Annotated in this window: 9 protein-coding genes; all 9 read left to right on the top strand. The window is 71.2% G+C overall.

Annotated features, from left to right (window positions below; genetic code table 11):
- Positions 1 to 198: 198 nt before the first annotated feature.
- Genes AC1RLW_RS23645 through tssF form a run of 9 tightly spaced genes read left to right on the top strand, consistent with a single transcriptional unit; the run spans position 199 to position 11608 of the window.
- Positions 199 to 2127: a protein kinase domain-containing protein gene (locus AC1RLW_RS23645; RefSeq protein WP_493195382.1), complete on the top strand. Its 1929-nt coding sequence runs from the start codon at positions 199 to 201 to the stop codon at positions 2125 to 2127.
- A gap of 55 nt (positions 2128 to 2182) precedes the next feature.
- Positions 2183 to 3766 carry a murein transglycosylase A gene (gene mltA, locus AC1RLW_RS23640; RefSeq protein WP_493195381.1) on the top strand — a complete coding sequence of 528 codons (1584 nt, stop codon included), beginning with the start codon at positions 2183 to 2185 and terminating at the stop codon, positions 3764 to 3766.
- A 29-nt stretch (positions 3767 to 3795) separates the two neighbouring features.
- Positions 3796 to 4545: a hypothetical protein gene (locus tag AC1RLW_RS23635; protein ID WP_070063873.1), complete on the top strand. Its 750-nt coding sequence runs from the start codon at positions 3796 to 3798 to the stop codon at positions 4543 to 4545.
- 27 nt (positions 4546 to 4572) lie between these two features.
- Positions 4573 to 5706 carry a hypothetical protein gene (locus AC1RLW_RS23630; protein WP_493195380.1) on the top strand — a complete coding sequence of 378 codons (1134 nt, stop codon included), beginning with the start codon at positions 4573 to 4575 and terminating at the stop codon, positions 5704 to 5706.
- Positions 5703 to 7721: a caspase family protein gene (locus AC1RLW_RS23625; protein WP_493195379.1), complete on the top strand. Its 2019-nt coding sequence runs from the start codon at positions 5703 to 5705 to the stop codon at positions 7719 to 7721. The genes AC1RLW_RS23630 and AC1RLW_RS23625 overlap by 4 nt, the downstream gene beginning before the upstream one ends.
- Before the next feature lie 54 nt (positions 7722 to 7775).
- Complete coding sequence (locus AC1RLW_RS23620; protein WP_159278695.1) at positions 7776 to 8333, top strand: type VI secretion system tube protein Hcp; 558 nt, start codon at positions 7776 to 7778, stop codon at positions 8331 to 8333.
- 28 nt (positions 8334 to 8361) lie between these two features.
- Positions 8362 to 9201: a type VI secretion system accessory protein TagJ gene (locus AC1RLW_RS23615; RefSeq protein WP_095950931.1), complete on the top strand. Its 840-nt coding sequence runs from the start codon at positions 8362 to 8364 to the stop codon at positions 9199 to 9201.
- Positions 9194 to 9709: a type VI secretion system baseplate subunit TssE gene (gene tssE / locus AC1RLW_RS23610; protein WP_062481207.1), complete on the top strand. Its 516-nt coding sequence runs from the start codon at positions 9194 to 9196 to the stop codon at positions 9707 to 9709. Before AC1RLW_RS23615 ends, tssE begins: the two co-directional genes overlap by 8 nt.
- Before the next feature lie 6 nt (positions 9710 to 9715).
- Complete coding sequence (gene tssF / locus AC1RLW_RS23605; RefSeq protein WP_493195378.1) at positions 9716 to 11608, top strand: type VI secretion system baseplate subunit TssF; 1893 nt, start codon at positions 9716 to 9718, stop codon at positions 11606 to 11608.
- The last annotated feature ends 23 nt before the right edge of the window (positions 11609 to 11631 follow it).

The following is an 11631-nucleotide window of genomic DNA, read 5'->3' as shown; positions in this document are numbered from 1 at the left end:
AAGCGAGTTCTGCGAGACCCCGCGAAACGTGAGCACCGCAGGTTGCCCGCAGCGAAGCGGAGGGACGCAGACAGCAGGGTCGCCTTTCTTTTGCCTACGTTTCTTTGGCGAAGCAAAGAAAAGTAGGTCGGCCGCCGGGCCGAGACCCGGCCCCGGAAAGCAATCCCAAAACGGCGTTCGCCCAGCAGGAGCAGGTCAATGACCGACAACGCCCTTCCCCCGGAAGACGACCGCACCCGAGTCGTCTCCCGCCCCGTGCCCCTCACAGAAAAAAGTGACGGCGCAAGCACAGACACAGGCGCCACCGTCATCACAGCCAGCGGCCTCACCACACCCTCAGGCACCCCCGTCACCAGCCCCGCCACAGGCACTCACGAAGCCGGCCTACTCCCCGTAGGCAGCCGCCTAGCCGAATTCGAAATCACCCGAGTCGTAGGCCAGGGCGGCTTCGGCGTCGTCTACGAAGCCTGGGACCACACCCTCGAACGCGTAGTAGCCATCAAGGAATACCTCCCCACCTCGCTGTCCACAAGACAGCAAGACGGCACCGTAGTCCCCTTGTCAGAAAGACACCGAGAAACCTTCGACCTGGGCATGCGCAGCTTCATCAACGAAGCCCGCCTCCTCGCCCAGTTCGACCACCCCTCGCTCCTCAAGGTCTACCGCTTCTGGCAAGAAAAGGGCACCACCTACATGGTCATGCCCTTCTACAAGGGCGACACCCTGCGAGAGGCACTCGTAGCCATCCCGGCAGGCGTCGACGAAGCCTGGCTCACCCGCATCATGGACGGCGTCACCCAAGCACTTGCGGTGATGCACAACGCCCACTGCTACCACCGCGACATCGCCCCCGACAACATCATCCTGCTCGAGGGTTCCGGCCGCCCCGTGGTGCTCGACTTCGGCGCCGCGCGCCGCGTGATCACCGACAAGACGCAGGCGATCACCGTCATCCTCAAGCCCGGCTACGCCCCCATCGAGCAGTACGCCGAGATGCCCGACATGTCGCAGGGCGCGTGGACCGACGTCTACGCGCTCGCCGCCGTGATGCACGTCGCCGTGTGCGGCCGCGCGCCGCCGCCCTCGGTGGCGCGGCTGCTGTCCGACAGCTACGTGCCGCTGGCCGGCAACGACATCCTGCGCCAGCGCTACAGCGACCGGCTGCTCGCGGCGATCGACGCGGGCCTGGGCGTTCGGCCCGAAGCGCGGCCGCAGTCGATGGCGGAGCTGCGTGCGGCGCTGGGTTTGGAGGTCGGCCACAGCATCGCGCCCACGCCGCGCACCGTGCCGCCGTCGGGCGCACGAAGCAGTCAGTCGGGCGCCGATGCACCGACCGTGATCGGCACGGCCCACATGCCGAAGCCGATCGCCGCCAAGGCACCTGTTGCGAACAACAACAAGGGCGGTGGCAGCAACAAGGCCGTCCTCGGCGCAGTCGCCGCCGCCGTGCTGGTCGTCGCAGCGGGCGGCGGATGGTGGTTCCTCGGCCGCTCGGGCAGCGAAGGCGATGCCGGCAAGACGGCGCAAACCGCCACACCCACCCCCCCACCCGACACCCCCACCCAGGTCGCCGAGGCCCCACCACCGCCGCCACCTCCGCCCCCTCCGAAGCCGCGCACGCCTGCCGAATCCCTGCAATCGCTCGCCGCCGGCGCCGCGCCGGGCTTCGAAGTCACGGCCACACCGAAGAAGGCCGAGGTCGCCATCGGCAAGGACAAGCTGGCCTTCGAGGTGCGCAGCAAGCGCGACGGTTTCGTCTACGTGTTCCTGCTGTCCAGCGGCGGCGAGATGTTCCTGCTGTTCCCGAACCTGCTGGACAAGTACAACAAGATCACCGCCAACGCCGCGCTGGCGCTGCCGCGCGCCTCCTGGCCGATGGACGCCGGCGGGCCGGCCGGCACCAACCAGTTCGCGGTGCTCGTGAGCGAGCACGAGCGCGACTTCGGCGCCTCGGGCGTGCAGAACGAAGGCGTGTTCCCGCAGTTCCCGCTGCCGGTGCTCGCGGCACTCGAAGCCACGCGCGGCACGGGGCCGTCACCGCTGTTGGGCAAACCGGTCTGCGCGCCGGGCGCCCCGCCGTGCAACGACGTCTATGGCGTCGCGAATTTCAAAATCGTCGAGAAGTAATCGTCTGTAGAGCGTCGGCCGCTTTCGGCCCCCTTTCCACGACCAGGAGACTTTCATGCACACGTCACCGTCGCCGCACTTCGCGCTTCCCCTTTGCCGAACGGCCGCCGTGGTCGCACTGGTGCTGTTGGCCGCCTGCGCCAACACGCCGCCGACCGCCACGGGCACGGCCACCACCGCGCCCACCACGGCCGACCCCGCGACCGCACCGGCGCGCCCCACTGGCGGCAGCGTTGCCGGGCAGGCGCGCACCTTCTCGACCCAGCTCGCCACCTACACCTCGGTCGGCTTCGACGCCGTGCCGGGCTGGGCGCGCGACGACTTCTCGGAAAGCTGGCCGGCCTTCCTGGGCAGCTGCAAGGTGCTCAACGGTCGCGGCGCCGAATGGAAAGAGGTGTGCGAGCGCGCGCTGAAGGTCGACGGCAAGAGCACGCAGGCCATTCGCGGCTTCTTCGAGAGCGAGTTCTCGGCCTACCAGATCCGCGACGACGACCGCAAGCCCGACGGCGTGGTCACCGGCTACTTCGAGCCCGAGATCGCGGGCAGCCGCACCTACGTCGCGCCGTTCATCTACCCGGTCTACGGCCAGCCCGAGGACATGCTGTTCGTCGATGCGCGCAAGCTCCCGGCCGGCAGCGGCACGGTGGCCGCGAAGGTCGAAGGCCGCAACGTGGTCGTGCAAAGCGGCCTGAGCACGCGCGACATGGGCGCACCGGGCCTGTACGCGCTCGACCTGTCGGCCATCACCCGCGACACGCTCGACCGCAAGGTGCGCCTGCGCATCGACGGCAAGCGCCTGCTGCCGTACTACACGCGCGAAGAGATCGAGACCAAGGGCGCGCCCAACGCCAAGGTGCTGGCCTTCGTGAGCAGCGCCACCGCGCTGTACGAGATGCAGATCCAGGGTTCGGGCCGCATCAAGCTGCCCAGCGGCGAGGTCGTGCGCGTGGCGTATGCCGAGCAGAACGGCCAGCCTTTCCGCCCGACCATCGCGCAGGCCGCCAACGGCAAGCCGCGCAGCGCGGTCAAGGTGCGCGGCGGCTCGCTCGAGCTGACGCTGGACGACGGCGACGACGAAGACACGGGCGCGATCGACAACAGCGTGATCCGCACGCGCGGCTTCACGCTGGCGCGGCCCACGGCCAGCGGCGCGGTGGTGGTGCCGGGCCGGCGCACGGCCGGCGCGGTGACCGGCTCCGGCATCAAGGACCCGAGCTACGTGTTCTTCAAGGAATCGACCTCGCCCGCGGGCGGCCCGGTGGGCGCCTTCGGCGTGCCGCTGTCGGCCGGCCGCTCGATCGCGGTCGATCCGCGCAGCACGCCGCTGGGCTACCCGGTGTTCGTGTCGACGCGCACGCCTGGCAGCGGCGCGCCCATGCAGCGCCTGACCATCGCGCAGGACACCGGCGGCGCCATCCGCGGCGCGGTGCGGGCCGACTATTTCTTCGGCAACGGCCAGCAGGCCGCGACCAACGCACGTCGCATGAAGGAGCGCGGGCAGCTGTGGATTCTCCTGCCGCGCGGCCTGGCCGTCGCGCAGGCGGCGGTGTCGGGTGCGATCCGCACGCGCGGTGGCCCGGCCGGCGCGAATCTTCCGCAGTGCCTCGTGCCCACGGAAGGCGTCTGCGTCGACGACTGATCCCGCTTCTTTCGACCCCTTGGCCCTTCATGCAGGAAACCCTCTCGTCCGCGGAAAGCTCTGAACTCGTCCGCCTCTGGCGGCGCCGGCAGACGCTGTCCTCGGACGACATGGGCACCATGTACCGCATCGTGGGCGAGGCGCTCGTGGCCTGCAACCCGCCCGAGCTGCAGGTGCTGGGCGAGGGGCGGCAGGAGCTGGTGGCGCAGTTCATCTACGTGAAGGTGCTGCGGCTCGACGCCGACCCCGACGAGTCGGAAGAGCGCGCCGGCCACAGCGCGCCTTCCACCGCCTTCGCGTTGTGCGCGTACTTCCGTCGCTACCTCATCGACTGCACGCGCGCCAGTTCGTTTCGCCGCAAGGTGTCCATCGGCGACCAGATCACCGAGGCCCAGCTCGAAGACGAACTCGGCCCCGGCGAAGACCTCGACGGCTGCCTGGCCGAGCACGGCCTCAGCGCGCAGGCCGTGCAGCTGGCGGCGCGCGCCTTCATCGCCGGGCTGCCCGAGCCCGAGCGCATCCTGCTGTGCGAGGGCTTCGGGCAGGAGGCCGAGGGCGGGTTGTCGGGCGTGGCCTCGCGCCACGCCATCGCCTCGTACCACTACCGCGCCGGCCGGCTGGGCCTCGTGCACAAGCGCGAAGGGCTGGGTGCGGGCTATGCGCAGACCCGCATCGGCAGCTGGATCGGCCAGACCCTGGGCATCGCGATCGAGGCCGACAACATGGCGGCGATCCTGCAGGTTTTCAAAATCCTCGGGGCTGAAGCGTCTTATGTCTGAAGACATAGTCATTCAGGAACAGACGCCATGACCACCGACCTCTGGCCCCCGCTCAGCGTGATCCGCCATGCGTTCGAAACCGGCGCGCCGCCCGGCGATGCCGCGCCGGACGCCGCACCCGTCGCGATGCCGCACGGCAGCGCGGGCGCGGGCACGCCCGTGGCGTCGGACCTGCTGCTCCCTTTGACCGAATTGGCCCGGCGCCGCGAGGCTGTCGCCCGGCGCGCCTTCACCGCGCGCTGGGCGCCGGGCCGCCTCGTGAGCGTGGTGCACGACGGGCGCCTGCTCGGCGTGCTGCTCGACCGCTGCATCCACGGCGACCTCTGGCAGGGCTGGATGGCCGCCGGCGAGCCCGACTGGGCCGGCCCCTTCGACGTGCTGCTGGAGCCCGACGACGAGCCCTTCGAGCCGATGTTCGGCGTGGTCCAGGCCTGGAACGTGCTCACGCTCGAACCCAGCCCGCAGCTGGCCGCGCGCGTGCTCGGCGAGGTGTCGGCCACGCGGCTCGCGGCGATCCGCGCGGTGCACGACGAATGGGCCGCGCACGCGGCGCCCGACATCGCGCCCGAGCCCGGGCGCATCGCGCTGCGCGGCGTGGCCGGCGCGTTCTCGGTGCTCTCGGGCACGCCGCTGGGCCCGCAGGACCCGCGCACCGACTACCAGGCGCTGTACCGCGATGCCGGCCTGCAACTCGGCCGTGCGCTGGCGCAGCCGCAGGACGAGGCGCCGGCGGCCGCGCCGCCGCCATCGCCCGCCCGGCCGCTGCCGCGGCCCGAGGACGGCTGGTGGGGCAGCATCCGCCGCTGGTTCGGCGCTGAAGGCTGGGCGCGCCCGGCGTTTGCGGCCGTGGCGCTGTTCGCGGTGATCCAGAACGTGGGGCTCATCGGCGGGCGCGGCAGCGCGGAAGACGACGACGTGCGTTTCCGCTCGGTGCCCACGGCGCCGGTCGCGGCGCAGGCCAACCTGGTCGTGCGCTGGAACGAGGGCGTGCGCATCGACGAGGCCGATCGTCTGCTGCGCACGATGTCGGCCGAAGTGGTCGGCGGGCCGGGGCCGAACGGCGTGTGGCGTCTGCGCGTGGCCGATCCGGTCGGTGCTTTGTCGGTGCTCGCGACGTCGCCGTTGGTGGCGTCGGCCGGACCGGCTTCGGAGCCGCCATGAACCTGCGCGCGTGCAGCCTGCGGTTCCTGCTCGCGCTGGTGGTGTGGGGCGCGGGCGGTGTCGCCGCGCAGGCCGCGCAGCGCGCGCTGCTCGTCGGCGTCTCCGAACTCGTCAACCAGCCGCAGGCCCTGTGGCTGCAGGCGCCGCGCAACGACGTGATGCTCATGCGCGATGCCTTGCTGAAGCAGGGCTTCACCGCGCCCGACATCGCCGTGCTCGCCGACGGCGTGCCGGGCGCTGCGCTGCCCGAATCGCAGGCCATCCACGAGGCGCTGGCGCGGCTGCTCGCGCAGTCGGCCAGCGGCGACTTCGTGCTGCTGTATTTCTCCGGCCATGGCACGCGCCTGCGCGACGTCGCCAAGCGCTACCAGGAGCCCGACGGCCTGTCCGAGAACTTTCTCGCGCGCGACGTGCGCGGCACGCTCGGCGCCGATGCCGCGCTCAGCGGCGACCTGCGCGACGTCGACTTCGACGCCTGGATCCAGGCCTTCCTCGCGAAGAACGTGTTCGTCGCCTCGGTGTTCGACACCTGCTCCGCCAACTCCATGACGCGCGGCACGGGCGATGCGCCCGCGACCGCCGAGGGCCCGGCCGACGACGAGGTGCGCTGGCGCGGCCTGCGCACGACGCAGCTTGCGGGCGGTGCATCGCCCGCGCGGTCCTTGTCCCCGCCAGCGACCGGCGACGCCGTGCCGCGCGCCCGCTACGTGGCGCTGTTCGCGTCCGAAAGCCACCAGATCACGCCCGAGCTGCGCCTGCCGCGCAAGGCGCGCAGCGCCCGGCCGCAGGGCCTCTTGACCTGGGCCGTGGTCGAGTCGCTGGCGCGCAAGCCCGCCACCTGGCGCGACCTGTTCGACGGCGTGCTCGCGCTGTACCCGCCGGTCATCGACGAGCTCGCGCAGCGCTTTCCCACGCGCGAGCTGCCGTCGCCCGTGGCCGAGGGCAACCTCGATGCGCCGTTGTTCGCCAACAGCGGCGCGCCCGCGTCCACGCGCCCGGTGTGGGGCGCGCAGCGCAGCGGCGACAGCCTGGCCGTCAAGGCCGGCCTGCTCGACGGCCTGGCGCCGCAGCAGGAGGTGCGCGTGCTCGCCACGCTCGACGACGGCACCGTGCGCCGTGCACCGGCCGCCATCGCGCAGATCAAGCTCGGCGGCGCCTGGCTCGCCGTGCCCGCGGCGCTGAAAGACCTGCCGGGCAGCGCGTTCTGGAGCGTCACGCCCATTGCCGAGCCGGCCGCGACGGCCCTGCGCGTGCGCGCCGACAAGCCGCTGCCCGCCGGCCTGAGCCTCGATTACCCGGCGGCGATCCGCCTGGCCGACGACCCCGCGAACGCCGACGTGCGCTGGACCGACCTCGGCCCCGCCGGCCATCGCCTCGAAGCGCTCGCGCCCGTGTTCGGCACCGCCGCCTCCGCCGTCGTGGTGCCCGACGTGGCCGCGCTGCGCCGCCGCCTGCAGGCGCTGGCGCAGCTCAAGTGGCTGGCCCAGCTGCAGGCCCATGCCAAGGGTGGCCAGCTCGACGGTTTCGATGCGGCGCTCGAAGTCTGGAGCGCCGACCGGCTGCTGCGCAGCGTGCCCGTCGCCGAGGCCGCGAGCGTGCTGCCCGCATTGCGTGCAGGGGAGCGCGTGCGCCTGAACGTGCGCAACACCAGCGGCCGTTCGCTCGACCTCGTCATCACCGGCATCGACGCGCGCGGCGCACTGCAGGCGGTGTACCCCGACGGGGCCGGCGAAACCAACCGCTTCAAGCGCGGCACGCCCGAGCAGCCGGCGGTCAAGCGCTTCGACCTGCCCTGGCTCGACGCGGCCGGCGAGGCGCGGCTGCTCGTCATGGCCGTGCCGGCCGCGCCCCACAGCGCGCCGCGCCTGTTCGGCGTGGCCACCGCGGCGCAGGCCGACGTGTCGGAGGTGCGCGTGCGCGGCGGCCAGCCACCGGCCGCCGGCGGCGAGCGCCAGGTGTTCGCGGCCTTGCTGCGCAGGAGCGCTGGCACGGCAGACGGTGGTGCGCGGCCATGAGGCAGGTGCGCGTGGTCCCGGTCCAGTTTTCTTTGTCCGAATCCGGAGGTTGACATGGCATTTCTCGAAGACGGCTCCTGGAGCCCCGAAGACGCACGGCAGTTCTATGAACTGATCGGCACCGGCTCGGCCGAGACCGACCTGGTCATGATGATCGAGAGCAAGGGCTCGCCCGTCGAGGGCGAACTCGAACGCGTCTTCGACGACGGCAAGGCGCGCCTGAACATCGGCGGTTACTACTGGTCGGTGCAGGTGCCCGAATCGTCCGCGCAGAACCAGGTCGTTCCCAACAACCTGGTCGTCGCGCGCCGCAGCGACGCGGCCACGGCCACGCTCGCCAGCCTGCTGCGCGCGCAGGAAAAAGACCTGAAGGTCGTCATCAGCGCCTACAAGGCCGGCGGCGATCCGCAGTCGCCCGAGGCGCAGGCGACCTTCGAGATCTCGCTGGAGAACGCGCGCATCTGCCGGCTGGTGCTCAACTCCGGCGGCCACTGGGGCGTGCCCTCGGAGCTGGTCTCCATCAGCTACCGCACGGTGAAGATCAAGTCGGCCCCGCAGAAGACCAGCGGCGCGCGCGGCGCGGTGCGCGAATGCCAGTTCACCCGGACCTGATTCCGAACGCCCCCAGGAGCACCCCACCATGACGACGACCGCCGCAGACTTCCTCAAGGCCGCCGACCCGGTGGCCGCCCTCAAGGCCCTGAGCGACGACGTGCGCGCCAAGCCCTCCGACCCGAAGCACCGCGTCTTCATGGCGCAGCTCTTGTGCGTGCTCGGGCAGTGGGAGCGCGCACTCAACCAGCTCACCGTCGCGGCCGAGCTCGACGCGCTCGCCGTGCCCATGAAGCAGGTGTACGGCGAGGCCGTGCGCTGCGAAGGCCTGCGCGCCGACGTGTTCGCCGGCACGCGCACGCCGATGATCTTCGGCCAGCCCGATGAATGGCTGGCACTGCTCATCGAATCGCTGCTGCGGCAAGGCCGCGGCGAGAGCGGGCTGGCCGAAGACCTGCGCCAGCGCGCCTTCGACGGCGCGCCCGCCATCGCCGGCACCATCGACGGCGCGCCCTTCGAATGGCTGGCCGACGCCGACATGCGCCTGGGCCCGGTGCTCGAGGCCTTCGTCAACGGCAAGTATTACTGGATTCCGTACGCGCGCCTGGCGCACATCAAGATCGAGCCGCCCGAAGACCTGCGCGACTGCGTCTGGATGCCCGCGCACCTGCAGTTCGAGAACGGCGGCGAAACGCTGGCCCTCATTCCCACGCGCTACGAAGGCACCGAGGCACAGGAGGACGGCGAGCTGCGCCTGGCGCGCAAGACCGAGTGGCGTGAGCTGCGCCCCGAGGTCTGGGCCGGCTACGGCCAGCGCGTGCTCGGCAGCGACGCCGGCGAGTACGCGCTGATGGACGTGCGCGAGATCCTCTTCACGCCCGCCGCCGTTGATGCGGCCGAGGGCGGCGAAAGCAGCGGCGGTGGCTGAGCTCACCGCGCAGGAGCGGCTGCAGCCCTCGCTGCTGGACCGCCTCGTCGACCACGCGCCCGACGAGAAGCGAGAGGGCGACGACAAGCGCACGCTCACCAAGCAGGCGCTGCGCCAGGCCGTGCTGCGCGACCTCGGCTGGCTCTTCAATGCCACGGGGCACGGCCTCTCGATGGACGACAAGCAGCACCCGAATGCCGCGCGCTCCGTCATCAACTACGGATTGCCTATGCTGTCTGGCCAGTTCACCTCGTCGGTGCAGCGTGTCAGCATGGAACAGGCTTTGAAGAACGCAATCCTGCAGTTCGAGCCGCGCATTTTGTCCCGCACACTCGAAGTCGAACTCGTCATGGAAGGCCCGGCCCTGGAGTCCCACAACAGCATCGGCCTGCAGATCCGCGGCATGCTGTGGGCGCAGCCCGTACCGCTCGAGTTCCTCATGCGAAGCCGCGTCGATCTGGAAGAGGGCCGCATAGAGATCGTGGACATGGCGCAAAACCCAAGGTAAGTCCACATGGACCCTCGGCTGCTGAGCCTGTACGAGCAGGAGCTGCGCTACTTCCGCGAAAGCGCCTCGGAGTTCGCCCGTGCGTTCCCGAAGATCGCGCACCGGCTGGGCATCGAGGGCCAGGAAGTCGCCGACCCGTACGTGGAGCGGCTGATCGAGGCCACGGCTTTCCTTTCGGCGCGCGTGGGCCTGAAGCTCGACGCCGAGTACCCGCGCTTCACGGGCCACCTGCTCGACATCGTCTACCCGCACTTCCTGGCGCCCACGCCGGCCATGACGGTGGTGTCGTTCGTGCCCGACCCGGAAGACGCCAACCTCGCGGCCGGCCCCACGTTGCCGCGCGGCGCCGGCCTGCGCGCGCGCCAGGCCGTGGGGCAGAACACGCACTGCGAGTTCCGCACCGCCGCCGCGCTGCGCATCTGGCCGATCGAGGTGCAGCGCGCCCAGTACTTCACCTACGCGCCCGACCTGCCGCTGAACACCCACCCGCAGTCGCGCGCCATCCGCGGCGGCCTGCGCATCGCGCTGCGCGCCACGGCGGGGCTGGACTTCAGCCAGATCGCGCTCGACGACCTGGTGCTGCACTTCGGCGGCGCGGAAGACGTGGCCTGGCAGCTGCACGAATGCGCGCTGGGCCAGCCCATCGGCGTGTGGGTGCGACCGCTCACGGCCGGCGGCGCCTTGCAGGGCGCGGTGCGCAGCCTGCCGGGCAGCGCCATCGGCGCGGTCGGCTTCGGGGACGACGAGGCGCTGCTGCCCGTCACGGCCACGGGCTTCTCGGGCTTTCGGCTGCTGCAGGAGTACTTCGCGTTCCCGCAGCGCTTCCAGTTCGTGCGCATCGGCGGGTTGCAGGCGCTGCTCGCGACGATGCCGGTGACCGAGCTGGAGATCGTGCTGCTGTTCTCGCGCGGCGACGCGGCGCTCGAGAAGCTGGTGAGCGCCGACAACGTGCAGCTGCACTGCGTGCCCGCCGTCAACCTGTTCACCAAGCGGCTCGACCGCGTGCCCGTGACCGAGGGCGTGAGCCAGTTCCACCTCGTGCCCGACCGCACGCGCCCGCAGGACTTCGAAGTGCACACCGTCACCGAGGTCATCGGCCACGGCGCGCCGGGGGCCGACGCCGCGGTGGCCGAGCAGCCGTTCCGGCCGTTCTACTCGGCCTTCCACGGCAGCCGCAACAGCCACCCGGCCTACTTCACGACCACGCGCGAGCCGCGCATGCTCTCGGTGCGCCAGCGCACCGAAGGCCACCGCAGCAGCCACATCGGCTCCGAGGTCTACATGCAGATCGTCGACCCGCAGCAGGCGCCCTATGCCGCCACGCTGCGCCAGCTCGCCGTGACCGCGCTGTGCACCAACCGCGACCTGCCGCTTCTGATGCCGCTGGGGCGCGACAACGACTTCGACTGCGTCGATTCCTTTCCCGTGCAGCGCGTGCGCATGGTGCGCGGGCCGTCGCGGCCGGTGTCGCCGGTGGTGAGCCAGGGGCTGGGCTGGCGCGTCATCGACCACCTGGCGCTCAATTACCTGTCGCTGTCCGACAGCACGCCGGAGCAGGGCGCCGCCGCGCTGCGCGAGACGCTCATGCTCTACGCCGTGCATGCCGACGAGATGCGCCAGGGCCAGGTGCGCGGGCTGCTGTCGGTCAAGAGCAAGCCCGTGGCGAGGCGCCTGCCGCTCGCGGGCCCGATCGCCTTCGGGCGCGGGCTCGAGGTGACGCTGGAGGTCGACAAGGACGCCTTCCACGGCCACAGCGCCTTCCTGTTCGGCGCCGTGCTGGCGCAGTTTCTGGCGCGCCATGTCGAGGTGAACCACTTCGTCGAGACCGTGCTGCGCATCGCGGGCAAGGGCGAAGCCATGCGCTGGAGGCCGCTGTGCGGGACACGACAGATTCTGTAAGCACGCGGGTAGACAACGCGCTG

The organism is Variovorax sp. GW822-FHT04A09, assembly GCF_058801005.1.
The sequence above is the reverse complement of the archived record's forward strand: the minus strand, read 5'-3'. Positions and strand labels throughout refer to the sequence as shown.

Coding starts and splice junctions, on each gene's coding strand:
- AC1RLW_RS23645 (WP_493195382.1), top strand. CDS start 199: ATGACCGACAACGCCCTTCCCCCGGAAGACGACCGCACCCGAGTCGTC.
- mltA (WP_493195381.1), top strand. CDS start 2,183: ATGCACACGTCACCGTCGCCGCACTTCGCGCTTCCCCTTTGCCGAACG.
- AC1RLW_RS23635 (WP_070063873.1), top strand. CDS start 3,796: ATGCAGGAAACCCTCTCGTCCGCGGAAAGCTCTGAACTCGTCCGCCTC.
- AC1RLW_RS23630 (WP_493195380.1), top strand. CDS start 4,573: ATGACCACCGACCTCTGGCCCCCGCTCAGCGTGATCCGCCATGCGTTC.
- AC1RLW_RS23625 (WP_493195379.1), top strand. CDS start 5,703: ATGAACCTGCGCGCGTGCAGCCTGCGGTTCCTGCTCGCGCTGGTGGTG.
- AC1RLW_RS23620 (WP_159278695.1), top strand. CDS start 7,776: ATGGCATTTCTCGAAGACGGCTCCTGGAGCCCCGAAGACGCACGGCAG.
- AC1RLW_RS23615 (WP_095950931.1), top strand. CDS start 8,362: ATGACGACGACCGCCGCAGACTTCCTCAAGGCCGCCGACCCGGTGGCC.
- tssF (WP_493195378.1), top strand. CDS start 9,716: ATGGACCCTCGGCTGCTGAGCCTGTACGAGCAGGAGCTGCGCTACTTC.